We start from the raw sequence: 23794 nt of genomic DNA on the forward strand, positions 1-23794 counted from the left end.
CTATGTGCGTAATCGATTGCATGCCTATATCGACTATCGTGAAGAGCATTTCTTCAAAATTAATGATGAGATTGATTGGGAGTATCCAGCGCACAAGTTTCATCAACGCCTCGTGGCTACTGCACGATTACCACTATGGGATGACAGGGGTGAGCTAATTGCTGATGTTTACCGTGACAAAAAAGAACAGCTGAGACCTAAGCGATATAACGAGAAGCGGTTAGTATAATTTTCGATAGTAACCACGGCTTACAAATTCAATAATTCCTTTGTCTCGTAATACTTGTAATTGTTGGCGAATTTTATCTTTTACATGGCTGTTTTCAGGATGTTTGAGCTGCAATTCATCAGCAAAAGCATAGACTTGATTGAGAGAAAAACTGGTATCGAGTCGATCGATACATTGCCAGACATCGAGTGTCCAACCGCGTGAAGCTATAGATTGCTTGCGTAAAAACAAAGTATTTTGGAATTGTTGGCTGACATTTTCACGAGGTATAACTTGTTGGTTTTTGACCAAGAATACTTTGCCTGATTCGGGTATTTGGCGTAAGTCAATATTACAACCAACCCAACCTGCTCGTTTAGCAGTCACTGATAAGGGTTTACGTTTAACAATAATATCGGGCGTAAAGAAATGCTTGGGAATAATCAGAAAATTATTGACGGTGTATGCTTTTGAGTATGTCAAAAAGAAAAAACTAGGATTGTCCTTACTCTTGATACGCTCAATCATCGTCTTATAAGCGCCATCATTGACGATATGACTGAGCTTGGCCTTTTTACTTTTTAGCTCATATTGCTCATGACAATGTGTGCAATAAAAATCAGCAACTGGTCTATTGTTCGTAAATTCATTCAAAGGCTGCTCGTTACAGCTAGGACAGTACCCATTTTCTTTTACCCATCCCTCACTGAGCACACGAATAATCTGTGCTTTAGAAGTATAGTTTTTGGCTAGGCTTTTATTGAAATGTAGATTCATAGGAGTTTGTCATCATTAATAGATAAGCTAAAAATGCCATTGAAAAAGCATACAAATTGGGTCACGTAAATGAGCACTAGTAGCAAGATAATCGATAAGCTAAGCAAATACCATTGAAAATCGCACAGTTCAGTGCTAAATTCTAGCAAACATCTGCCTCGCGAGTTGCCATGAGCAAGCCTACACCTAGTACGCCACCTGAACGTCCCAATGAGACGCCATCGAATAAACAAGATGGCACAGTCGAGGAGCGTGTCGATACCACGCTACCGGACGATCAAACCGTGGTAGATGGGGTGAAGGACACGCCAGCAACTAACGTCTCACTCATCAGTGGTGACAGTAAACCGCGCCAATACAAAGTCAATAACCCCTCGTTTTTTATGCAGCGTGGTTATCAAGTACTGCTGGTGTTGGGACTTATTGCTGCGTTTTTCTTAGTCATGGTCTATCAGACACTGTTCGGTCGTATTGAGCAGCCACAGCAAATGGTCACTATTGACCAAGGTCAGACCTACTATGGTTTATTGCCACAGTGGCAAAACCAGATTCCGCTATTTTCGGCCAGTGTCGCCAAGCTGTATATTAAGTCACAAGTTGACGCTCCATTGCACGCCGGTATTTATCAGCTGCCTGAGAACCCAACCATCGCGGAGGCACTGCAAATATTAGAGCAGGGCGCAAAAGCGGCTATGGTAAAGGTACAAATTATCGAAGGTAAAACGTCAAAAGATTTGTACCAAACGCTACGTGATAATGACAATATCAAAAAAGAAGTACTGACCGCTGACAGTGATAATGCCAGTATTGCGCAAGCACTAGACTTGGCAAGCATACTGCCAGATGCTGTGACGAGTAGCAGCGACCCAATTGTTAATTACAATCTTGAAGGTTGGTTTGCTCCTGATACGTATTACTATGGTGAAGGTACCAGCGACAAAAAAGTCCTTACTGACCTATACAAACGCCAGCAGCAAGCCCTTACTGAGGCGTGGGAAAATCGCGCACCGGATCTACCTTATAAGAGTCCCTATGAGGCGCTAGTGATGGCCTCTATCATCGAAAAAGAAACCAGCGTACCTGAAGAACGCGAGTTGGTCTCTGCGGTGTTCAGAAATCGTCTGAACAAAAACATGCGTATGCAAACGGATCCGACCATTATCTATGGGATGGGCAGTCGCTATGATGGTAATATTCGCCGCCGCGACATCGATGAAAAGACCTCGTATAACACGTATCAAATTGACGGTTTACCACCAACCCCTATTGCACTGCCTTCTGCTGCTTCTATTGAAGCAACACTGCATCCTGCCGATAGTGAGGCGCTCTACTTTGTAGCGACAGGTAACGGCGGACACAAATTTACCAACAGTCTTGCTGAGCACAACCAAGCGGTCAAAGACTATCTAAGCGTCATGCGTGAGAAAAAATCTCAAACACCGCCGCAGTAAATACCCTCTAATTTATAAAACTTATCGTTTATTGAGCGCTATAATCTAACTATAGCGCTCATCAATGACATAAGGTCATATCATGTCAGTATCTATGAATACCAGCGCACCATCACATACCAGCACGGCATCATCAAACCTCATCGACCCCGACGCTGTACAGACTACTAGTACACCTAGTATAGGACGGTTCATTAGTTTTGAAGGGACTGAAGGTGTAGGTAAGACCACTGCCATTGAGCAACTGTGCTTGCGACTAGAGAACAGCGGCGTTGAATATCTACGTACGCGCGAGCCAGGTGGTAGTCCGTTCGCTGAGCGACTGCGTGATATGTTGCTAGACCCTGCCACTGAGATTGAGGATGATACAGAGCTGCTACTGCTGTTCGCGGCGCGCTGTGATCATATTCAGCGAGTCATCATGCCTGCACTACAACAGGGCATATGGGTCATCTGTGATAGATTTACGGACTCTACTATTGCCTATCAAGGGTTCGGACGGGCGCATGGTGATAAGGTCATGCTAACCAAGATTGAGACGCTAATCGCTCAGTTCGTAACGCAATTGCCTGAGCTAACGTTGTGGATTGATTTGCCAGTAGCAGAAGGCATGGCGCGCGCCAATAAGCGCAGTACAGCCGATCGCTTTGAGCAGCAGGCAATGACGTTTTTTACTTGGGTACATAATGGCTTTAGCCAACTTGCAAGCTCGCATCCTGAACGTATACAGCGTATCGATGCATCAGGCAGCGCAGATGAGGTGAGTGCTCGCATATGGCAAACCGTCACAGAAAGATTCGCTATAGAATAATCAGATGTGATTGAGCGGTTCTATTTTGTCAGTAGCGTGGATAATCAGTCAGATGTGATAAAAACAAAAAGCCCCAGCATATCGCTGGGGCTTTTTATGAATCAACGTTTATTATTTAACGAACTATGACAGTAGCGGTTAAACAGCTACAGATGTCATTTATCACTATTTTTATCAGTTAGCTCACTTTGCTCTGCTGGTTTTTCAACAGTGACAGAAGTATCGGTGCTAGTACTAGTATCAGCTTTGGCATTCGTATTAGTCGCATTGTCTTGACCAGAATCAGGAAGACGATTGGGATCAAGCGCGCCTTTCTTGTTTTTTGGCGCGTTGCCGTTACCATTACTGTGAGTAGAGGTTTTCGTCTTTGAGGTCGCTGTTGAGTTTGCGGACATTACACCTGTATGAGCATTACTAGTAGAGTTGGTAGAAGCTGTTTTTTGCTCTATATCTGTATCCTCAGCCGCTACTGGTGTAATAGTAGATGACTTGTCCACGTTACTATCCTGAACCGTTGATGACTGAGTAGCCGTGTTTTTCTCAGTGCTTTCAGTAGTATCCATCGGAGTCTCTGGCTCGACTTTCGGAGTGCTATCACCGCTCAACTCTCTTTCTTTACGTTTTTCAGGCGCTTTTGAACTCGATTCAAAGTTAGCGTCAGCTGCCATACGAGCTTGCTCTTGCTTAGCGGTCACGTCGACAGGTTTTGGCTGTACTTCGTCATCCACGACCAGTGAGATAAGCTTACGATCACGAGGTACCGTACCGTCGAATTTATCAGTGATGACATGCAGCTTGCCTTCTTTGTCTATCGTATACAGCGGTACGAACTGTTTGTTATCCGCTTTATACTGCTCAAAGCTATAGCTATCAGTGATATTAGTGATTTTGATACGGGCTTTTTTGGACAGCATACTAGCAAGTTTGGTATACGTCACATCTTTGCCAAACAGCCACTGCGAGTGGAAGTTTGATTGCTTGTCGTCACGCTCACTTCTGACTTTTTCATCACTGAATTTGAGACGGTATAGCTTACGCTCTCCGAATTCATGACGATAATGAATCTCAGACAGGGTGTTCATCTCTTTATCCATACTCATGGCAAACAAACGACCAATACCGATAAGATCGAGATGATGATCGGCATGATCGGAGATAGGATTACCAAAGTACGTACGCAATCCACTCATACGGGCGCGTGCAATATTGGTATAGTTGTTATGCGCGACGATAACGTCAAACCCTTGGTCTTTGAGCGATGTCGCAATCAATAGGGCGATGGGGTTTGAGCCGACAATCAGAATACCGTTGGTTTCAGGCTCGCGTACGCCGAGCAAGTTACCGACTACTTTTGCACCCAGTCCTTGAATCATGACCGTACCGATGATGACCATAAACACCAGTGGCACGAGCAGCTCGACACCCTGAATATCATACTCTTGCAAACGAATCGCAAACAGTGATGAGATAGCAGCAGCAACGATACCACGTGGTCCAATCCAGCTAATCATTAGCTTTTCGTTGGTTCTTAGGTTTGAGCCAATAGCCGATGCCCAGACCGATAGAGGACGTGCCACAAACATGACGATAGCAAGTAGTACCAGCCCTGCAAAACCCACGCTCAATAAGCTTGCCAACTCGACACGAGCCGCCAGAATAATGAACAGGACAGAGATAAGCAGAACGGTCAACGACTCGTTGAACTCCAAAATCGTCTCGCGAGGGAACTTTGGCCAGTTTGCCAATGCCACACCCAGTACGGTGACCGTCAAGAGACCGGACTCATGCTCTAGGTGGTTAGAAATCGAAAACAATACCAGCACAAACGCGAGGGTAAACACATTGCGTAGAAACTCAGGAACCATATGTCGACGCATGAGGAACGCTAGTAACCAAGCACCTGCCATGCCAAGTGCTGTAGCCAATACAACGATTTTGGCAAATAGCAAAATACTACTGGCTTCGCCGCCTGAGATAATATATTCATAGACCAATACAACGGCAATCGCGCCGATTGGGTCAATGATGATACCTTCCCATTTGAGGATATTAGATATCGTCTTGTTGGGACGTACACTACGCAAGAGTGGCATAATGACCGTCGGACCAGTCACACAGACTAGCGCCCCGAACAGCAGAGCTATCAATGGGTCGACATCGAATAGTAAGTAAGTCGATAGCGCTACGATGGCGATGGTGATAAGCACACCCACCGAGACTAGCATTTGTACGACAGTACCGTGCTGCTTGATCTCATCGAACTCTAGGGTCAGCGAACCTTCAAATAAGATAATCGCGACGCCCAGAGAGATAAAGGGGAACATCAGCTCACCCAATACCAAATCGGGGTCAAATATCCCTAATACGGGACCGACGATAATACCAATCAATAATAAAAATAAAATGGACGGTTGCTTTAAATACCAAGCCAACCATTGGGCGGCGATGCCGATCCCAACCACGCCGGATAGCAATAGGGCGGTATCCATAAATTAATCCTTTTATAATCTTGTCATATTTTATATCTATCCATAGCTACTATAAAATAGTGTCATCGTTCATTCTAATAATCGGTTGTCACCAGTACTTACCGTGTCTGGGTCACAACATTGACAGCCATCATGAATCACAACATGAGCCAGATATGATATATATACTATAAAGTAGTAAAGACAAAAGCATCTGTAGACAAATAATATTGTCCTAAAAATGCAAAAGATGGAAAACAAGGGTGATGATGGTCAGCCTGATAAAACTGCTCATCGATAATATTTTTCAAAGTAACTTTTGTTTATTAAGTAATATGTTTTGCTTGCTATCATAGCATGGTTTTATTTCATGCCCATGTAGATAGCGCCGGTCACAATATCATCATAGCGCCATAAAATTGTACAAAGTAAGTATGAAATAGCGATACCTTGGGTTATTCTGCACTATAGAGGCGATGACAACACAGCGTTTTACTCATCATACAGTAGCGACGGTGGTCTTGCACGCTGCGAATACGACAATAATATGAGGTCAACTAGGCACTATATAAGGGTGACGATCGGACGTATTTGCCACGTTCTGTAGTCCTATAATGTATAGAGCAGTAATGAGAGAGTAAGCAGATATAATGATGGATATAGTAGCTTGGTTGTAAGATAGTTATAAGCAACATGGATAAGATACTATTGAAAACAACCATCAACAGTAATCATCAAAAATAACCGTCGTACAATGATCAATGATAACGATCGATAACAATAATAATGACCACTCATATGGAGGACAATATGCCTATCAATATGTTTAGAGCACGAACCACTGTCGATATGCGACTTTGGTTACAGCGTAGCGCACTAGCATTTGCTGTGAGTACCGCTATGGTGGCTGGTATCAGCGTCACAACCATGAATAATGCCCAGGCTGCCGTGACGACGGCTGATTTTTCTGATCTGGTTCAACAAGTCACACCAGCGGTAGCACGTGTCAACGTCACCAAAACCATCAGTGAAGCTGAGCTTGCTAAAGCCCAAACGGCTGAAGTGTTAAGACAGTTCTTTGGTGACCGTGTGCGTATCCCTGATCGTGCAGCCACGCCAGCGATTGAGAATGCTTATGGTACGGGCTTTTTTATCTCGTCTAACGGCTATATGCTGACCAACCATCATGTCATCGAAGGCGCTGACAAGATTACTGTCACACTGAATGATAGAACAGAGCTGGATGCGACCTTAGTCGGTAGTGACGAGCGCTCAGATGTGGCTGTGTTAAAAGTAGAAGGCAGTCAGTTTCCTGCGCTGCCGATTGGCGATTCAAACAGCCTAAAAGTAGGGGAGCCGGTACTGGCCATTGGTTCACCATTTGGCTTTGATTATTCTGCTTCTGCTGGTATCGTCAGTGCAAAATCACGCAGCTTCTCACGTGAGACCAGTGTGCCATTTATCCAGACAGACGTAGCGTTGAACCCGGGTAACTCGGGTGGGCCGCTGTTCAATCAGCGCGGCGAAGTCATCGGTATTAACTCGCGTATTTTCAGTGGTACTGGTGGCTATATGGGACTGTCGTTCTCTATCCCAATTGATGCTGCGATGGATATCTATGAGCAATTAAAAACCAATGGTGAAGTAGCCCGTGCATATTTGGGTATCTATCCGCAAGATATCGACCGTAATCTAGCCGAAGCGTACAAACTGGATCGACCTCAAGGTGCCCTGCTAACTCGTGTGTCTCCAGATTCACCAGCACAAAAATCAGGTCTAAAACCTGGTGACATCATCTTGCAATATAACAATGTACAAATCATGCGCGCCTCTGACTTGTTAAATTTACTCAATCGAGCAAAGCCAAGCGATCCATTCCGCGCACAGATTCAGCGTAATGGTAAGCAAATGATTGTGAGCGGTAAGCTTGCCTATGCACCCGATGATGTGAGAGCTCAGGGCGGCGATCAGCAGAGTGATGATATACAGCTGGGCTTGCGCTTGCGTGATTTGACTGAGGATGAGCAAGCAGAAATCGCTAAGGATAGAAAAACGGGTATCTTAGTGACGACTGTTGACCCTACTGGGCTTGCGGCACGTTCGGGGATTTTGGCCGGTGATGTCATCACCAATTTCCACCAAAAGCCGATCAAAAAGGTAACGGATTTCTCTAATGCTATCTCATCCCTTCCTAAAAAAGGCGTGGTAACGATAGAAGTCATCCGCCAAGGCATTCCTGCTATTATTGGCTTGCGTATTGAGTAGATACTACTGAAGGTGAGTTTTCGGGAAATCAAGATAAGAGGTGTGGCTATATCGCCCGACTATTGACGTGTTGACGATTCGTTAAGATTATCTCAGTGGGTAATCATTACGCTAAACTGACTATTAAGTGATAGTCTTATCTATTGATGCGCTTTTGCGCTGATAGTTACGGTTTTTAGTAATAAAAAAGACTCTTTTTTAGTCTGTAATTTGTGTTTCAATCATCAATTGATTGATAGCGGTCAAAAAAAAATATGCTACACTAGCAGGCGTTTTTATTATTATATTTGATGACTGAGCAAGTATTTATCATCATTAGCGTAGCTGATGTCAATACTGGTCTAAATACCTGGTCTAAATACACAGTCATTTTCGATGTAAGTATTATTATAATAAACAAACATTCGGCATCAACATCAAGCAAGACATGGTCATTAGCGTTTATCGACGCATATAAATATTTGACCACTTGCAAACGACCTATCATGTGACAGCTTTGATAAAAGCTAGGATAATACAGTAAGGCACGGTTATGAGCACAGCATACGACGAGATTAAAACCCGACTACAAGGCTCAATGGTAGCTTTGGTAACGCCCATGCATCCTGACGGCACGGTCGATTATAAACGTCTGGCAGACCTCATAGACTGGCAGATTGAGCAGGGCACTCATTGCCTCGTCGCTGTCGGCACTACTGGCGAGTCGGCAACCTTATCTATGCAAGAGCATAGTGATGTTATTCGCTACTTTGTAAAGCATGTCAAAGGTCGCGTGCCTGTTATCGCGGGTACTGGTGCCAACAATACCATGGAAGCTATCAAGCTGACTCAAGATGCAGCAGATGCTGGTGCAGACTGTGCGTTATTGGTTGCCCCTTATTACAACAAGCCGCCGCAAGAAGGCTTGTATCAACATTACCAAGCCATCGCCAAAGCCGTAAACATACCGCAAATGCTGTATAACGTGCCAGGACGTACAGTGGTTGATATTGCGCAAGATACGGTCGAGCGTTTGTGTGATATTGATAATATCGTTGCTATTAAAGATGCGACAGGCTCTGTCGGTCGCGGCGAGCAACTGATAAAAGTAGTTGGCGATAGAATGGTTGTCCTATCAGGTGATGATGGCACGGCGCTTGATTTGCTGAGAGTAGGCGGTAAAGGCAATATCTCAGTGACTGCAAACGTAGCACCAAAAGCCATGAGCGAGACATTTACAGCAGGATTGCGCGGTGACTTTGAAGCGGCTGACAAAATTCACGACGTGGTCAAGCACTTACATCGTGATTTGTTTATCGAATCAAGCCCTATCCCAGCAAAATACGCACTACACAAAATGGGCATTATCGATAAAGGTATACGCTTACCGCTCGTTTGGTTGGCAGAGCAGCATCATGCGACTATCGATGAAGCATTGGTTCGAGCAAACATACGATAAATTGATAACCAGTACATTGATATTCGGCGATTTAAGACTTGCTGCACATTAGATGAGTGTTATTCGATCTAGCAGCAAGTCACCTTATCACGGTAAGTCAATTGCCCACATGAGCAACAACTGCTAACTCAGAGAGACAATACGATGACAGTAACATCAAAAACAGTATCATCAACGAAAAAATTATTTCCTGCGATGCTGACCTTAGTTTTGGGTAGCACGCTAGTATTGAGTGGCTGTCAGGCAACCAAGAACCTACTTGGTAAGCGTGACAACGGTAGCTTAGATTATCAACAAAGCAAAAAGCTTGCGCCAATCGAGCTACCTGCTGCCCAAGAAACAGCCCCTTTTGTACCTTTATACCCAACACCTAACGTTGGCGCAAACACGCTCAAACTGCAGAACGAATCAGGCAATCAGTATCAGCTGCCAAAACCTCAGCGTGCTGTTAGTAACGCTTCGAACTAATTTCATTTTCCTTATTTATACCGCTGGCTTTTATCGTTATTGATTACAATGACATCGATATTACACAATAAGAGTGAGCGGTCGCTGCGCGTTTTTACCACATAAGCTTGAACGAACAGGAACCCCATAATGCAAAAGCAACAACTGCTGTATAAAGGTAAAGCCAAGTCTGTCTATGAAACAGAAGACAATGATCTTCTGATTTTGCACTTCCGTGATGATACTTCAGCGCTTGATGGTAAGCGTATCGAACAATTGGCACGCAAAGGTGTGGTCAATAACCGCTTTAACGCTTTTATCATGCAAAAATTGTCTGATGCTGGCATCGAAACGCATTTCGAAAAGCAACTGTCTGATGATGAAGTCTTGGTCAAGCGCTTGGATATGATTCCTGTTGAGTGCGTGGTGCGTAACTTTGCCGCAGGTAGCCTAGTGCGCCGTTTAGGCTTAGAAGAAGGACAGGCATTGACGCCACCAACGTATGAGCTGTTTTATAAAGATGATGCGTTAGGTGACCCGATGGTCAACGAATCACTTTCTGTATCTCTTGGCTGGGCTACCAAAGAGCAATTGGCTAAGATGAAAGAGCTAACCTATCAAGTCAACGATGTATTGAAAGCATTGTTTGATGCGGGTGATTTAATCCTAGTTGATTTCAAACTAGAGTTTGGCGTATTCCATGACCGTATTGTTTTAGGTGATGAGTTCTCACCAGATGGCTGCCGTATCTGGGACAAGAACACCAAGAAGAAACTTGATAAAGACCGTTTCCGCCAGTCATTAGGCGATGTGATCGAAGCTTATGAAGAAGTGGCTGACCGTATTGGTGTGCCATTAAACTAAGCTATCAATAGTCACAATATAAAATAAAAAACTGAGCCATGTGCTCAGTTTTTTTATGGCATTATACAATGGTGGTACCCTAGTGAGGACTTGAACGCTAAGCTGTAGGCTAATGATAGTAATGGTATTAATTATTTAGGTGGCCACAGTGTACACGGTGGTGTACTTACTGAGAGGGAATGCACCTAAGCTAAATTGATTCCCAATATTTGTATCCTTCAGCTTTCACAAAATCTGATAAAAATTTTGAGAAACCATCCTCTATGTAGAACCAATCTTTACGTTCATCAAATGGATGAGAAATAATAATAGCGCCATAATCATCAGCTTTCTTATCGCATCTCAAAACTACAAAATCACTATCTCCAACAAATTCACCAATAATTAAATCGCCTTTAATTAGACTATTTGCCCTATAGCTCGATAACCAAAAGCCTATTTTGGCTTCAAAATCTTTTAAACTATAGAGATCTAATCCAGCCTGGTTATACTTTTTATCCAAAAATAAGAAAGCGCCATTACTGGCTAATAGAAACTGCTTATATTCGAAAGGTAATTCTTCAATACCTATTAAATTAAAAGTACTGACAATTTCAGACTCTAAAGAACCTTCGTTAAATATACAAATTAGCTCAAATGAGTAGCTTTCGTTGTCGTAGCTAGCCTTCTTCGGCTGACTCCAAGTCTCTTTGAGAAACTGTATTTTTTCTATAATATCTATCATTTTATTTCTGCCCAAATAAGCCTCTAGAAAACCAAAGATCTAGCTTTGAGAAACAGTATGTGATTGCATTATGGCTGGTATCAAAGAGTAATTAAGAAAAGGAGAGTGTCTTGTGATAACGTCCGTTAAAGTGGCTATAACAAAGGGATGTTGGAAACTGAATAGACACGGTATGTACGTCAAAGGGTACATTGTGATTATCTCAATGTACCAATTCAATAATTCTTATTAAACTGGTTCGGTTCCCTATACAGGCATCGAACTGCTAGTGCTAGACAGGAAATTAATTAATATAAAACTCATAGCACAGTATTATCGAGCTGTATGATTAAAATCTCCCAAGTTAATTCCTACGAGATTAACGGCAGGGGCCACTTATCAGTTGACCTAAACTAGTATCAAATGTATCGAAGGACTTTCTTCATTTCGAATAGACTTAGCGTTAACATATTTAATAGCAAGAAAAAAAATATTTATAATTATGTCGTTCTCGTAAGGAAAGTTTTTAATCGTTAGGTTTAACACTTCATTTTCTCCTATAGTAACCTCCGACATGCCGTATTCTGGATGGCGTATGTCACCTAAGCAATCAATTAAGGCATGAATATTAGCACCATAAAAATCTGGAAAGCCAAAAGCTTGCTTCAATTCTTTATGCATTTTATCAACTGTATCAACATCTTTAAAATCTATAACCATTTCCATATATTATCACCATTTTTTAAGTATACCCCAGCGGAACTAGTCATTTCACTCCAAAAATCTATTAACAGACCTCTTAAAATAGACCATCATAATGGAACCACTTATAGCAGACTGCAATTCCTATCTATTTATCAACCAGTATTACTCTTTAGACACAGGCTGGTAGTTTAGCTCGTATAAAAAATCAAACATAGCGCCAACACTGTCCTCGATACCTTATCTTATTTTTATGCTAATTTGATAGTACTTACTCATATCAATTAGACCATAAAAATAAGAAAAGGTTTTGCTAATGTCTACTGCTTCACCAACTGTTTTAGAGCCTGACTGGTTTACTCGTCCGACCTGTGTGGTCGCGGCCGACTTGGTGGGTAAAGTCTTATGTCGAGAGCTAACAGATAGTGATGGACAGCAAAAAACGCTACGTATGCGTATCTCAGAGACCGAAGCCTATATTGGTCAAGATGATCCCGCTTGCCACTCACATGCAGGCACTCGAACAGCGCGCACAGAGATTATGTATGAGCAAGGCGGTGTGTTCTATGTCTATTTGACTTACGGCGTGCATCATATGCTCAATCTGGTCAGTGGTGCAGCCGAATCCCCTGAGTCGGTACTGATTCGCGCTGGGTTTTTGACCGAGGATAGTGACCGCCTGATTAATGAGCAACAACTGAGTCCAGATAAGCAATTTACTCATCCTAAGCAATTCGCAGGGCCGGGTAAATTGACCAAACGCTTGCAGATCGACCGTGAGCTATATGGCAAACCAATCTCGCCAGACTCAAGCGTTTGGGTCGAGGATGATAGTTGCCAGCCACCCGTGTCAGTACGTCCACGTATTGGTATTGACTATGCAGGTGATGCCAAAGATTGGCTACTACGCTATATTTGGACCGACCATCCGTCTCTGTCCAAAAATTAGTTCGACTGACTGCCTGTTGACGACATCTATGAGGTAAACCTATGTATAAGTTAACCGTATTCATTCCTAATGATGCGTTAGACCAAGTAAAATCTGCGATGTTTGCTGCTGGTGCTGGGAGTATTGGTAACTACGAGCAGTGCTGTTGGCAGGTACGAGGAACCGGTCAGTTTATGCCATTATCAGGTAGTACGCCGCATATCGGTCGTCACGATAGTTTAGAAACGGTCGATGAGTGGCGAGTAGAGATGGTCGTCGATGACGCATTTATAACGGCTACTATCGCCGCGTTAAAAGAGACGCACCCGTACGAGACACCAGCGTATGATGTAATAAAAGTCTTGGATTTTTAGTGTTATGTAGAGAAATATCAGCTTATTGAGCGTAAGACTTGTCATAAAAAAACCAAATAAACCACTCAATGACTTATTTGGTTATAAAATTTTTGATGTTCCAACTAGGTATTAATAGTGAATGCCAGTATTTAACAACTGATCAATCTTTTTTAAGCTTAATCACATTGTAGCTCGGATAACCCAGCTCGATTTTATAATCATCGCGTCCACGTTCAGCCTTCACTTTAATTTTACGATCGCCCTTTTTATATTTAACGTCTTTGACACGGTAGCCCATACTGCTGACTTTACTAGCCGCTCGGCGCTCGACAGTAGATGATGAGACGTTTTTGTCAGCTTTTTTGTTCTTATACTTTTTGTGATCTTTACTGTCCTTATAGACATCTCCGTAGATGTCATCGTAGACATTGTAGCCATTAGGGGTAGTCACACAGCCAGTTGTTGCTGCTAGTAGTGTGGCAACAATACTACCGGATACTACATTTTTTATTGCCAAAGGTAATATGGTTCTCATAAAAATTTTCTCATAACAGGACATTGTTTAATACAGATTGCTTTGCAATGCTTCAAGATATCTAGCCAACACTCAGGTCAGTAAGATTGACGATTTACACTTGCTTTGATGGACAGACATATAGAGCTGCGCTAATAAAAGCGACTCAGCACAATCAATCTTTTTTGACTCTAATAACCTCTAGATTTGGGTAGCTCAGCAATATCTCATATTTCTGTGAACCGCGTTTTGCTTCAATTTCAAAGACACCGCGCTTGTTCTTTTCTTCAAGATCTATATCCTCGACACGGTAGCCCATCGCTCTTACTTTGTTGATCGCACGGCGCTTAAGAGCGGGGTAACGTGATTCTCTCTTGATACTGTCTTCGACGTTTCCTTTTTTGTAGCGCTTATTCCCTTTGTATTTGTCATCATCCTTGTACTTGTCTTTCTTATATCGGTCATTGTCTCGTTGGTACTTATTATCTTTCCCGTTATTTGACCATGCTATCTTATTTGAGTTGATGAGTCTTAGAGAAGGATAAGTATATTTGACTTCATAAGCTTGGTTGTTCTTTTTAACGAACGCTGTAATTGCACGCTCGCCGCGATAACTGTCAGGTCTAATATCCATCACCTGGTAGCCTTTGCGGCGCAAGTCTTGACGTAACTGCTGGCTGACACGGTTAAAACTATCATTTTGACGGTTGTTATCGACACGATATATACGCTGATTGTCATACCCTGAACCAGCTATCGTACAACCGACAGTTGTACCTAATAACGCGATGGCAAGACCAGTAGATACAGCAGTCTTAAATGAGAACGGCTTTATAGTTTTCATAATTTGATGTCCTATAAGGTTTCAGAAGGCTATAAGGTAAAGTGCGGGTATTGGCTAAAACAATAAGTTGCAGAGTAGGGTAACTTTTGCTGAAAAGTTCACAACTATTACTATTAGGAAGTACGTTTAGAAATATTTTCTTACATTATCTATAGTAAGATGCAAAACTTTATATTAAGTGTCATTTGCGTTAGTAAGTTGTAATCATTGCTATAATTTAATCGATGTAAGCATATGCTTACACACAATGACGTTTACGCGACTTAACATGAGAGTGAGAGTTAGGCATTATAGTCACACGGCATTAGGGAATGTGACTCAAGGATTGAGTTGACCGCATTAAGGATAATGATTCAGTTATCACCATCAGGATGATAATGATAGCTGAAGTAAGGACACATACCCTGTGCTGATAGCAGCAGTTAATATCAAACGCTGTATGTAGTAATAAGGGCAGGATGCCCAGTATCGCAATATACTAACTATTTGTGCAAGGATGCATGAAACTAGTCCGCGATAGGTAACATGGATGGTTAACAATAAAACCGCATAACAATTAATTGCTATGCGGTTTTATCGTGTCTGGATGACGCTCATTATTGTTACTGTTTAATTATCGCAATGCATATGTTCTTTTAGATAGTAATAGTTCATAACAAGTATTTATTTGATAACTAGCCTTTATTTGATGGCTAATATTTATTCAATTATTAATATTCATCCGACGCAAAAAAACCGCATATATCAATATACGGTTTTTTATTTGTGTTAAAAAATTATTATTTTTCTAAGTATAATTAATTAGTATTTGTTTTCGCGGCGCCAGTCATCTACTTCACGCTCTGCATCTTCTTTAGCATGACCATAGCGCTCTTGGACACGACCGACTAGCTTATCTCGGCTACCTTCGACATGGGTGAGATCATCATCAGTCAACTCTGCCCACTTTTGCTTAGCCGAACCTTTCATCTGGTTCCATTCGCCTTTTAGAGTATGTTCGTTCATTGTATTATTCCTTTTGTTGAACTTATTGTCTTTGGTTGGTTTTAACGCTTCTTTTCTGGTACTTCTTCTTTGTTATTAGATAATATTTATTATTATATTATTTTTATTTTAAAATCTTAATTTTATTTATTGTTATTCTAGATATTATTATTTTATTTATGATTCACAAGTATAGTTGGTTGTTTTCAAAAATCTTGTGAAATCAAATATAGGACTTTTCAATTGGACTGTCTGTATGTGCTATGTTTATAGTGTTACTTAATTATAGTGAACGTTCGCTAAGTGTTATCCATACGGATGCTGTGATAGTGCAGCGTAAATTGCGTCTATCGTGCGTAATAGTATTAAACTGAATATGGAAATATAAGCGTAATTAAATAGCGCGTCTACAAGGTAGAAGGAACGTCTAGGCAAAATAAATAGCGAAAAAAAAGCAGAGTTCTAAATTTAGAATTCTGCTTTTTACTGTTTTATACTCAATAGAGATTAATGAAGGGCGCCAGATTATTAGCGGTTAGCCAAGTAACGCTTATAACGCGTGGTCAGTTTCTTTATGCGAATACGGTCACTAACCAGTGAAAATAATGGCGATACATTAGACTTAGGCGGCTTGCCATTGCCCATGCGCTGTAGCTGACGTTTGACTACTGCCATGGTCGCAAGCGCACTTAAGGTTTTGTCTTTCCAGCGTACCATAGGATCGTGAGCACTCAATGTGGTATCTTTTTTCCAATCATTGGGAAGGGCTGGATTCAGCGCCAACGCTGTGCCCATGCCGACAATATCGATGCCCTGAGCCAGTACCTCTTCTGCAACAGCCAACCGTCTAACGCCACCTGTCGTCATAATAGGCATGGTAGCGGCTTGAGCAATCTCTTTTGCAAAATCCAAAAAGTAAGCCTCTCTCTGTAGAGTGCGTCCATCTGCTGTACTGCCTTGCATGGCTGGGCTTTCGTAACTACCACCAGAGAGCTCGACCAAATCTACTGCCAGCTCGTTCATGGCTAACACCACCACTTTAGCATCATCAGCATCAAAACCACCTCGCTGAAAGTCAGCTGAGTTTATTTTTACAGCCACTATAAAAGTGGCAGAAACCTGCTCACGAATGGCTTTGATCACTTCGATCAACAGCCGCATACGGCTTTCGATAGAACCACCGTACTCATCTTTTCGCTGATTGGTGAGCGGGGATAAAAACTGAGAGATAAGATAGCCGTGGGCGGCATGAATTTGTACCCCGTCAAAACCTGCCTGCTCTGCTTTGACAGCGCTATCAGCGAACCGCTGTATCAGCTGCTCTATATCCTGCTGTGTCATAGCACGAGGTTTACTAAATAAATGAGAGTGCTTGCCCAAATCAAGCGCCACATCAGAAGGAGAGAGAACATCACCGCCCATCGCAGCGTATACCTGACGACCAGGGTGGTTGAGCTGCATCACAACGCGGGTGTTGTTTTGTTTGGCAACACGTGCCCACGCCTCAAAAGGCGCTATATCACTATGCTTGTCTAGTACGACACCGCCAGGGCCAGTCATGGCGCGACCATCGACCATGACATTCCCTGTAATGAGTAAGCCTGTACCGCCTGCTGCCCAGCGCTTATACAGACGAAGGAGGACAGCGCCTGGAATCTGACCTGCATCAGCCATGTTTTCTTCCATAGCAGCTTTTGCTAAGCGATTGGGTAAGGTGATGCCACAAGGCAATACGAACGATGAAAAAACAGGTGATGTCATGATAGCGGCCTAAGATTATGTTTTTGTGAAGCACGAGTTCTACTATGCGTTTGGCTATAGACTTATAGTTTAAATGACTATAACCTTATAGTCGAAACATGATTGGTAGTAATTGTGGCGGGTTTAGGAGTAGTGACTCTAAAGACGACTGGTCGAAAGATAGCACACCCGAAAACCGTTATCTCTATCTATCATCACATTTTTCAGCACAATAGCACTTCAGGTAAATTACTGACGTGTTGACCACACTATTGACTGAGTTGTTGATCGAATTCTTAATCAAGTTATTAACCAAATCAGGATACCTTTGTATTGAATGTATTAGCACAAGATATGACAGTACCTATGGGTTCAAAACTAGAGTCAAAACGCGAGCAGGCAAAAGCTAAAACGCGGCGCGCATTGCTCAAAAGCGCCTTGCGGTTATATAGCTTGCAAGGTGCTCAAGGTATGAGCATGAATAAAATTGCTAAGGGTGCTGGTATAGCGCAGCCCAGTTTTTATAATCATTTTGAGAGCTTAGATGCGCTGCAAAACGAGCTAAGTGCTCAGTTAAAAGATAACTACCTATCTCCTATGCGACTGGCGTGGGTCAATATGCTCAAAGACTACGACGTATTGAGTGAGGAGCAGTTTAATGAGCAGTGTCAGCAATGTCTGACCATGATTTTTGATTCAGCGTTTCAGAATATCGAACTGTTTCAGCACCTGCTCGAAGACCGTCCGCGATTTAGTGCCACTATAGAAAACCAGTCTTCACTAAGTAATGGGCTAGGAAATCTGGTCAGCGAAATACAAGAAGAGTGGACAGAGATATTTATTCAGGGGTTACAGCTATCCAATCGTTCTGCTGAGAGGAGTGCTGTCAATCTTTGTGTCGATATGGCTGCTGCACAAGTACACGAGTTGATATTAGGCTGTCATCAGCAGCGCTATTCAAGGGCGCAGGCGATTAACACATTGAGCATTAGCTTTGATGCGCTGTTCGCTAATTTTTTGCACGGAAGCAACCATAGCAAGTCATGATGTATGTCGTGACAGCTAGGATTCACAACACATAAAAGGGAGCATGACTATGGCCACAACAGCGGCTACACCAACGGACAATGAACAGATACACTTTAGAACCTGTACCTTATGCGAGGCCATGTGCGGCGTCGAAATAAAGCACGACGGCGAAAAAGTCTTATCGATTAAAGGGGATAAAAATGATCCTTTTTCGCAAGGCTACATTTGCCCAAAAGCAACTGCTTTGCAGGACTTGTACGAAGACCCTGATCGTTTGAGAGGGCCTGTTGAGAGAACGGCGGATGGCTGGAAATCGATCAGTTGGCCAGAGGCTTTAGACAAAGTCGCTGCAGGTATTCAGTCCGTTCAGCAAAAACACGGACAAAATGCGTTTGGGGTCTATTTAGGTAACCCGAATGTCCATAATATGGGCGGTATGTTGACCATCAAACAGCTACTGACCAGCCTAAAGACACGCAGTCGTTTTTCTGCGACATCTATTGACCAGCTACCACACCATATTGTTAGTATGCACCTGTTCGGTCATATGCTGCGTATTCCGGTCCCGGATGTGAACCATACCCAGTATATGCTCATCATCGGCGGTAACCCGCTGGCGTCTAATGGCAGTATCATGACTGCGCCCAACATGCGCCAAAAACTAAAAGACATCAAAGCCCGCGACGGTAAAGTGGTGGTGATCGATCCAAGACGTACCGAAACCGCAGATATCGCTAGCGAGCATCACTTTATTCGCCCAGCGACAGACGTACTGCTGTTACTTGCCATGCTCAATGAAATCTATGCACAAGGCTATGCCAAAGTAGATAGCCGAGTGGCAGGCTTGGCACCAGAGATTGATCGTATTGAGTCATTTGCAGAAGGGTTCACACCTGAATCGGTAGCGGGCATCACGGGTATCACAGCTGATGAAATCAAACGTATAGTCAAAGAGTTCTGTGAGGCCGAAAGCTCAGTCTGCTATGGCCGTATGGGTATCTCAGTGCAAGAGTTTGGGCTGCTGAGCCAGTATCTCTCTATGGTCATCAATATCGTGACAGGACGCTTGGATGAAGTGGGCGGACTCATGTTCCCGAACCCAGCTGTCGATGTGGTCAATAGCTCGGGTCCTGGCTATTTGGGCAAACGCCACAGCCGCGTGAGTAACCTACCTGATTTTAATGGTGAGTATCCCGTCGTTGCGATGGCCGATGAGATGCTAGTAGAAGGAGAAGGACAGTTAAAAGGCTTTATGACAGTTGCGGGTAACCCCGTCCTCACGACACCAAACGGCGAAAAACTAGACGAGGCGCTATCAGGGCTGGAGTTTATGGTGTCGCTCGATTATTTTGTGACTGAGACCAGTCGCCATGCCAATATTATCCTGCCGCCTGTATCGCCATTAGAGCGTGACCATTACGACATCACGTTTAACGGTTTTGCGGTACATAATGTTGCCAAATACTCGCCTGCCTTGTTTAGTAAAACAGACAATGAAAAGCATGACTGGGAGATTTATTTGGGGCTTGCTGATCGTTTGGATAAAGATGCCCCTGAAGCGGTACAAAAAGAGCGTGCGGCGACAAAAGCATTTGGACCAAAGTTCTTACTTGAACAGGGTCTCAAATATGGACCTTATAAAGACGTGACATTGGATGCGCTGATAGATAACCCACATGGTATTGATTTGGGACCATTGCATCGTATGTTGCCAGAGGCTATCAAGCATGCGGATAAACAAATCAATCTCAATGTTGATTTTTATCAAGCAGATTTGGCACGGGTTAAAGAGATGATGCAGCAGTACGACAATCAAGAGATTTTACTCATTGGTCGTCGCCATGTACGTAGCAACAACTCATGGCTGCATAACAGTTATCGATTGGTCAAAGGCAAATCTCGTTGTACGCTGATGCTGCATCCACAAACGGCAGAGCAGTATGGTATTGAAGATGGTCAAGACGTAAAAGTAACGTCTCGAGTCGGTAGTGTAGTCATCGCAGCAGAAGTAACCGATGAGCTGATGCCAGGCGTGGTGAGTATTCCACATGGCTTTGGGCATGGACGTAAAGGCGTTAAGCAAAAGATTGCTCAAGAGCATGCTGGTGTGAGTGTCAATGACTTAACAGACGATACCCTAATCGATCAGTTGAGCGGTAATGCCGCTGTCAATGGTGTGCCAGTACAGTTGGAAGCGTTGGGTACTAGCATAGAAAGTATATCTACCGAGGCATCAGAGACGTTAGTAGACAGTGCAATCGCATAAGCTTAGGTTTCATTGCAAGTTTGTCACAAAGCAAAAAGAAGGCGCTTACACGATGTAAGCGCCGTTTTTTTGGGTACCATTCTCATATATTCTTTCGATACTAGGTCAGCTACTTACGCCTACAAAATCAAAATCAACATTGGGCGTATCCCCTTGGATTAACAAGCTGATCGCTTTTGCAGAACCGCAAGCATGTGTCCACCCTAGTGTGCCATGCCCTGTATTGAGCCATAAATTGTCAAAAGTCGCTGAAGCATTATGACTGCCATGTTTGACTTGACCACAGTGCGCACGACCAATCAATGGCACGTTCGATGGGGTCATCGGTCGTAGTCCTGTCCAATACTGAACAGAATTTGCGATGATGCCTTTGGGAAACAATTGCTGTACGCGGCGAGTAATCGCCTCACAGCGCGTGGCATTTAGGTCGAGATTATAGCCGTTAAATTCTGCTGTCCCCGCAACTCGCAGTTTGTCACCCAGCCGCGAGGTTACCAGCTTAAACTCATCATCTATTAGGCTAACAAAAGGTGCTAAATGCGGCGCTCGCGGATTCACCGTATATGTGGCTGAATAGCCCTTTGCAGGAAAGATGGGTACATGAATACCCAGTGGTTTTAAGAGAGGAACGCTATAACTGCCAAGTGCGACCACATGACTATCAGCCGTGAAAGTCTGCGCGTTTTCACCTTTCGGGCGAATAGTAATACTGTGCACATGGGGCCTAGTAGAGTGAGCGTCAGTATTGAGGGCTAATATCTCAGTATCATACAAAAACTGCACACCCGCACCGATGCAGCGCTGTGCTAAGCGCTGAGTAAACAGATGCGCGTTGCCAGACTCGTCGCGGCTGGTATAGGTAGCCCCTGTGAGATTGTGTGCAATAGGGTAGAGTGCTGGCTCTAAGCTGACGGCATTATTGATATCAATCACATGACGCTCACAGCCTAGCGCTTGCATGCGCTCTGTAGGTTCGATAGCGGCATCGAACTCCGCTTGGCTGGTATAAAAATGCATGATACCGCGTGTTTGCTGCTCATAGTTGATACTGATATCTGCGCGTAGCTGTTGTAGGGCGTCTCTTGAGTAAAGCCCCAAGCGTACCATTTGCACCAGATTGGCATCGGCACGATCGGCGCGGCACTCTTGCAAAAACTGCATGGCCCATTTGAGCTGATTCTTATCTGCACGTAGACGAAACAGCAGTGGCGCATCTTCTTTAAACAACCACTTGAGCGCTTTCATTGGCGTTGCAGGGTTGGCCCATGGCGTGGCATGCGAGACCGATATTTGACCGCCATTGGCAAAGGAGGTCTGCATGCCTGCTGCGGACTCACGCTCAATCACGGTCACATCATAGCCTGCCTGACGTAGATACCATGCGGTGGTCACGCCCACCACGCCTGCTCCGAGTATCGCAATATGTGTCATAGGATTCTCTATGCTCATGTTAATCATGATGGCAGTTCTGTATCAAACCACTATCACCTTTGCCAAGTAGCTATATTGCTTGAGTTACTTTGGGCGCGCTACGTCCACTTGTAGTGCTGCTGGCAAGTCCAGTATGCTCAGTGTGCTTTCTGCCAATTGTTCAGGACGCGCCACGACAAGAGCGATAAAGCCATCGTCGGTCTTCATGGTGTTGACCACTTGGATTTTGTCCAGTTTGTCGCCTGCTACTGGTGCTGCGCCAATGCCTTGTACATAATGCAAAAATGCTTTGGGTGCTGACTTAAAATAAATACGGGCGATAACTTCTTGACCCAAATAGCAGCCTTTATCATAGTCCATACCGCCGCGCTGATGTAGACGCAGTTCTTGCGGTTGAAACTCAGCTTGAGTCGCCGCAACGATCCAATAGTTGCCTGTGGCTATGCTGCACGTCATCCACGCCTCAGTATCGGCGGCTGTATTATGATCTTCTTTGTGACTAAAGGTGGGTGCATCTGCCAGCACGCAAGGATAGATGGTAGTCGGCGCACTGGTCTCAAATTTTGAAAACGCGCCATACTTGTTCAGATGCGCTTGCAAAGATGCCGCACAATCGCTGCTTATGACCACATCATAATGCTTTTCTGCTTGTTTCTTAATCCAAATGCCAAATTCAATACGACCTTTTAGGTTGCCGATAGCGGCTGCCTGATAGCTGAGCCCAAGTTTGGTCACATCACAAGTCAATTGACCTTGCAAGAATTTTTCGGCGTCCTCACCTTGAATGGTCAGCTGTGAAAACTGCGGTAATACTGAGGTATCTGAAGACTGAGTCATTGTTATTATCCTTCTGCTAAGCGCTTAATTATTAGGGCATGCCCCTAATTCAAATGTTTATAAATAAATGGGCTAAAAGACAACATCGAAGTGATAAAAAATTATACGCGCACTTTTTATATAGATGCCATTGTTACTGACCATGTTACTAACTAAAAGCGCGCGTATAAATCGTTATAAGGTTAAGAAGAGTACCACAAAAATACAGTCACAAAAACGTCATCGCTAAGGGGTGCATTAAAGTGAGGGGTTACGTATTAAATTGGGTACAGTGTCCAATTTTCAACCGTACAAATTGGTTAAAGATGGTGAGTTACGGTACAATGTTGACTCTATATTGAACCCAATATTTGATGACTACCGAGGATATAATGAGCTTACCAAATTGCCCGAAATGTGATGCTGAATATACGTACGAAGATGGTGCGTTACTGGTATGTCCTATGTGTGCTCATGAATGGACGGCGGCTGAGACTGATGAGGCACAAGCAGAAGAACAAGATGCATTGATTCGTGATGCGGTCGGCAACGAGTTGCAGGATGGTGATGCTGTTACGGTCATCAAAGACCTCAAGGTTAAAGGCTCGTCACTGGTCATCAAAGTCGGGACAAAAGCAAAAAGTATTCGCTTGTTGCCAGACGCAACCGATGGTCATGATATCGATTGCAAGCTCGACGGCTATGGTCCAATGAAGCTAAAATCTTCTGTCGTCAAAAAAGCGTAAATTGTA

The 23794-nt window shown here is 43.5% G+C and carries 22 protein-coding genes; 12 read left to right on the forward strand and 10 right to left on the reverse strand.

Translation table 11 applies throughout. From position 1 onward, the window contains the following. Positions 1-4: 4 nt before the first annotated feature. Positions 5-229 carry a hypothetical protein gene (locus tag AC5JPY_RS08590; protein ID WP_493852343.1) on the forward strand — a complete coding sequence of 75 codons (225 nt, stop codon included), beginning with the start codon at positions 5-7 and terminating at the stop codon, positions 227-229. Here AC5JPY_RS08590 and AC5JPY_RS08595 read toward each other — a convergent pair. Continuing rightward, positions 221-985 carry a DpnI domain-containing protein gene (locus tag AC5JPY_RS08595; protein WP_493852344.1) on the reverse strand — a complete coding sequence of 255 codons (765 nt, stop codon included), beginning with the start codon at positions 983-985 and terminating at the stop codon, positions 221-223. The genes AC5JPY_RS08590 and AC5JPY_RS08595 overlap by 9 nt on opposite strands. 170 nt (positions 986-1155) lie before the next feature. Here AC5JPY_RS08595 and mltG point away from each other — a divergent pair, with 170 nt between their 5' ends. Together mltG and tmk are read left to right on the forward strand one after the other, a co-directional pair. Next, entirely contained in the window at positions 1156-2436 is a 1281-nt protein-coding gene (mltG, locus tag AC5JPY_RS08600) for an endolytic transglycosylase MltG (protein WP_493852345.1), read from the forward strand. An 82-nt stretch (positions 2437-2518) separates the two neighbouring features. Then, on the forward strand, positions 2519-3247 hold the full coding sequence (tmk, locus tag AC5JPY_RS08605) for a dTMP kinase (protein WP_443525151.1): 729 nt from the start codon (positions 2519-2521) through the stop codon (positions 3245-3247). Between the two features lie 155 nt (positions 3248-3402). Here the strand turns inward: tmk and AC5JPY_RS08610 are convergent, their stop codons facing one another. Continuing rightward, positions 3403-5736, reverse strand: a complete 2334-nt coding sequence (locus tag AC5JPY_RS08610; protein WP_443525153.1) for a cation:proton antiporter — start codon at positions 5734-5736, stop codon at positions 3403-3405. Between the two features lie 879 nt (positions 5737-6615). Here AC5JPY_RS08610 and AC5JPY_RS08615 point away from each other — a divergent pair. The 4 genes from AC5JPY_RS08615 to purC all read left to right on the forward strand — a co-directional run bounded on the left by AC5JPY_RS08615 (position 6616) and on the right by purC (position 10729). Further along, positions 6616-7980, forward strand: a complete 1365-nt coding sequence (locus AC5JPY_RS08615; RefSeq protein ID WP_443525541.1) for a Do family serine endopeptidase — start codon at positions 6616-6618, stop codon at positions 7978-7980. Positions 7981-8512: 532 nt separating this feature from the next. Beyond that, the gene (gene dapA / locus AC5JPY_RS08620; protein ID WP_443525155.1) at positions 8513-9418 is read left to right on the forward strand and encodes a 4-hydroxy-tetrahydrodipicolinate synthase; all 906 of its coding nucleotides are present in this window, start codon (positions 8513-8515) and stop codon (positions 9416-9418) included. Between the two features lie 144 nt (positions 9419-9562). Further along, positions 9563-9886 (forward strand): hypothetical protein, encoded by a 324-nt coding sequence (locus tag AC5JPY_RS08625; RefSeq protein WP_443525157.1) that lies wholly within the window; start codon positions 9563-9565, stop codon positions 9884-9886. Positions 9887-10015: 129 nt separating this feature from the next. Then, entirely contained in the window at positions 10016-10729 is a 714-nt protein-coding gene (purC, locus tag AC5JPY_RS08630) for a phosphoribosylaminoimidazolesuccinocarboxamide synthase (RefSeq protein ID WP_443525159.1), read from the forward strand. A gap of 190 nt (positions 10730-10919) precedes the next feature. On the opposite strand, the gene AC5JPY_RS08635 is transcribed toward purC, so the two are convergent. Then, the gene (locus AC5JPY_RS08635) at positions 10920-11453 is read right to left on the reverse strand and encodes an SMI1/KNR4 family protein (protein WP_443525160.1); all 534 of its coding nucleotides are present in this window, start codon (positions 11451-11453) and stop codon (positions 10920-10922) included. Between the two features lie 387 nt (positions 11454-11840). After that, the gene (locus AC5JPY_RS08640) at positions 11841-12158 is read right to left on the reverse strand and encodes a barstar family protein (RefSeq protein WP_443525162.1); all 318 of its coding nucleotides are present in this window, start codon (positions 12156-12158) and stop codon (positions 11841-11843) included. Positions 12159-12450: 292 nt separating this feature from the next. Here AC5JPY_RS08640 and AC5JPY_RS08645 point away from each other — a divergent pair, with 292 nt between their 5' ends. Together AC5JPY_RS08645 and AC5JPY_RS08650 are read left to right on the forward strand one after the other, a co-directional pair. Continuing rightward, positions 12451-13083, forward strand: a complete 633-nt coding sequence (locus AC5JPY_RS08645; protein WP_443525164.1) for a DNA-3-methyladenine glycosylase — start codon at positions 12451-12453, stop codon at positions 13081-13083. Between the two features lie 41 nt (positions 13084-13124). Beyond that, positions 13125-13436 carry a YqfO family protein gene (locus AC5JPY_RS08650; protein ID WP_443525166.1) on the forward strand — a complete coding sequence of 104 codons (312 nt, stop codon included), beginning with the start codon at positions 13125-13127 and terminating at the stop codon, positions 13434-13436. Positions 13437-13578: 142 nt separating this feature from the next. Here the strand turns inward: AC5JPY_RS08650 and AC5JPY_RS08655 are convergent, their stop codons facing one another. From AC5JPY_RS08655 to AC5JPY_RS08670, 4 genes are all read right to left on the reverse strand, one after another. Next, complete coding sequence (locus tag AC5JPY_RS08655) at positions 13579-13953, reverse strand: hypothetical protein (protein ID WP_443525168.1); 375 nt, start codon at positions 13951-13953, stop codon at positions 13579-13581. Positions 13954-14107: 154 nt separating this feature from the next. Next, on the reverse strand, positions 14108-14776 hold the full coding sequence (locus AC5JPY_RS08660) for a hypothetical protein (protein ID WP_443525170.1): 669 nt from the start codon (positions 14774-14776) through the stop codon (positions 14108-14110). Between the two features lie 801 nt (positions 14777-15577). Then, positions 15578-15781 carry a CsbD family protein gene (locus tag AC5JPY_RS08665; protein WP_319052385.1) on the reverse strand — a complete coding sequence of 68 codons (204 nt, stop codon included), beginning with the start codon at positions 15779-15781 and terminating at the stop codon, positions 15578-15580. A 507-nt stretch (positions 15782-16288) separates the two neighbouring features. Continuing rightward, complete coding sequence (locus tag AC5JPY_RS08670) at positions 16289-17521, reverse strand: NADH:flavin oxidoreductase/NADH oxidase family protein (RefSeq protein WP_443525172.1); 1233 nt, start codon at positions 17519-17521, stop codon at positions 16289-16291. A gap of 333 nt (positions 17522-17854) precedes the next feature. Between AC5JPY_RS08670 and AC5JPY_RS08675 the strand changes: the two genes are divergently transcribed. Then, entirely contained in the window at positions 17855-18547 is a 693-nt protein-coding gene (locus tag AC5JPY_RS08675) for a TetR/AcrR family transcriptional regulator (RefSeq protein WP_443525173.1), read from the forward strand. 49 nt (positions 18548-18596) lie between these two features. After that, positions 18597-20795 (forward strand): molybdopterin oxidoreductase family protein, encoded by a 2199-nt coding sequence (locus AC5JPY_RS08680; RefSeq protein ID WP_443525175.1) that lies wholly within the window; start codon positions 18597-18599, stop codon positions 20793-20795. 105 nt (positions 20796-20900) lie between these two features. Here AC5JPY_RS08680 and AC5JPY_RS08685 read toward each other — a convergent pair whose 3' ends face one another. Both AC5JPY_RS08685 and ygfZ read right to left on the reverse strand, forming a co-directional pair. Further along, complete coding sequence (locus AC5JPY_RS08685; protein WP_443525177.1) at positions 20901-22226, reverse strand: D-amino acid dehydrogenase; 1326 nt, start codon at positions 22224-22226, stop codon at positions 20901-20903. Between the two features lie 84 nt (positions 22227-22310). Next, on the reverse strand, positions 22311-23063 hold the full coding sequence (gene ygfZ, locus AC5JPY_RS08690) for a CAF17-like 4Fe-4S cluster assembly/insertion protein YgfZ (RefSeq protein WP_443525178.1): 753 nt from the start codon (positions 23061-23063) through the stop codon (positions 22311-22313). A 371-nt stretch (positions 23064-23434) separates the two neighbouring features. Between ygfZ and AC5JPY_RS08695 the strand changes: the two genes are divergently transcribed. After that, the gene (locus AC5JPY_RS08695; protein ID WP_319052121.1) at positions 23435-23788 is read left to right on the forward strand and encodes a zinc ribbon domain-containing protein YjdM; all 354 of its coding nucleotides are present in this window, start codon (positions 23435-23437) and stop codon (positions 23786-23788) included. Positions 23789-23794: the final 6 nt, after the last annotated feature.

The sequence above is a fragment of the Psychrobacter sp. H27 genome, assembly GCF_059072655.1.

What these genes read in the sequence shown, in the direction of transcription:
- AC5JPY_RS08595 (WP_493852344.1), bottom strand. Translation starts at nt 985, where the DNA reads ATGAATCTACATTTCAATAAAAGCCTAGCCAAAAACTATACTTCTAAA.
- mltG (WP_493852345.1), top strand. Translation starts at nt 1,156, where the DNA reads ATGAGCAAGCCTACACCTAGTACGCCACCTGAACGTCCCAATGAGACG.
- tmk (WP_443525151.1), top strand. Translation starts at nt 2,519, where the DNA reads ATGTCAGTATCTATGAATACCAGCGCACCATCACATACCAGCACGGCA.
- AC5JPY_RS08610 (WP_443525153.1), bottom strand. Translation starts at nt 5,736, where the DNA reads ATGGATACCGCCCTATTGCTATCCGGCGTGGTTGGGATCGGCATCGCC.
- AC5JPY_RS08615 (WP_443525541.1), top strand. Translation starts at nt 6,616, where the DNA reads ATGGTGGCTGGTATCAGCGTCACAACCATGAATAATGCCCAGGCTGCC.
- dapA (WP_443525155.1), top strand. Translation starts at nt 8,513, where the DNA reads ATGAGCACAGCATACGACGAGATTAAAACCCGACTACAAGGCTCAATG.
- AC5JPY_RS08625 (WP_443525157.1), top strand. Translation starts at nt 9,563, where the DNA reads ATGACAGTAACATCAAAAACAGTATCATCAACGAAAAAATTATTTCCT.
- purC (WP_443525159.1), top strand. Translation starts at nt 10,016, where the DNA reads ATGCAAAAGCAACAACTGCTGTATAAAGGTAAAGCCAAGTCTGTCTAT.
- AC5JPY_RS08635 (WP_443525160.1), bottom strand. Translation starts at nt 11,453, where the DNA reads ATGATAGATATTATAGAAAAAATACAGTTTCTCAAAGAGACTTGGAGT.
- AC5JPY_RS08640 (WP_443525162.1), bottom strand. Translation starts at nt 12,158, where the DNA reads ATGGAAATGGTTATAGATTTTAAAGATGTTGATACAGTTGATAAAATG.
- AC5JPY_RS08645 (WP_443525164.1), top strand. Translation starts at nt 12,451, where the DNA reads ATGTCTACTGCTTCACCAACTGTTTTAGAGCCTGACTGGTTTACTCGT.
- AC5JPY_RS08650 (WP_443525166.1), top strand. Translation starts at nt 13,125, where the DNA reads ATGTATAAGTTAACCGTATTCATTCCTAATGATGCGTTAGACCAAGTA.
- AC5JPY_RS08655 (WP_443525168.1), bottom strand. Translation starts at nt 13,953, where the DNA reads ATGAGAACCATATTACCTTTGGCAATAAAAAATGTAGTATCCGGTAGT.
- AC5JPY_RS08660 (WP_443525170.1), bottom strand. Translation starts at nt 14,776, where the DNA reads ATGAAAACTATAAAGCCGTTCTCATTTAAGACTGCTGTATCTACTGGT.
- AC5JPY_RS08665 (WP_319052385.1), bottom strand. Translation starts at nt 15,781, where the DNA reads ATGAACGAACATACTCTAAAAGGCGAATGGAACCAGATGAAAGGTTCG.
- AC5JPY_RS08670 (WP_443525172.1), bottom strand. Translation starts at nt 17,521, where the DNA reads ATGACATCACCTGTTTTTTCATCGTTCGTATTGCCTTGTGGCATCACC.
- AC5JPY_RS08675 (WP_443525173.1), top strand. Translation starts at nt 17,855, where the DNA reads ATGACAGTACCTATGGGTTCAAAACTAGAGTCAAAACGCGAGCAGGCA.
- AC5JPY_RS08680 (WP_443525175.1), top strand. Translation starts at nt 18,597, where the DNA reads ATGGCCACAACAGCGGCTACACCAACGGACAATGAACAGATACACTTT.
- AC5JPY_RS08685 (WP_443525177.1), bottom strand. Translation starts at nt 22,226, where the DNA reads ATGACACATATTGCGATACTCGGAGCAGGCGTGGTGGGCGTGACCACC.
- ygfZ (WP_443525178.1), bottom strand. Translation starts at nt 23,063, where the DNA reads ATGACTCAGTCTTCAGATACCTCAGTATTACCGCAGTTTTCACAGCTG.
- AC5JPY_RS08695 (WP_319052121.1), top strand. Translation starts at nt 23,435, where the DNA reads ATGAGCTTACCAAATTGCCCGAAATGTGATGCTGAATATACGTACGAA.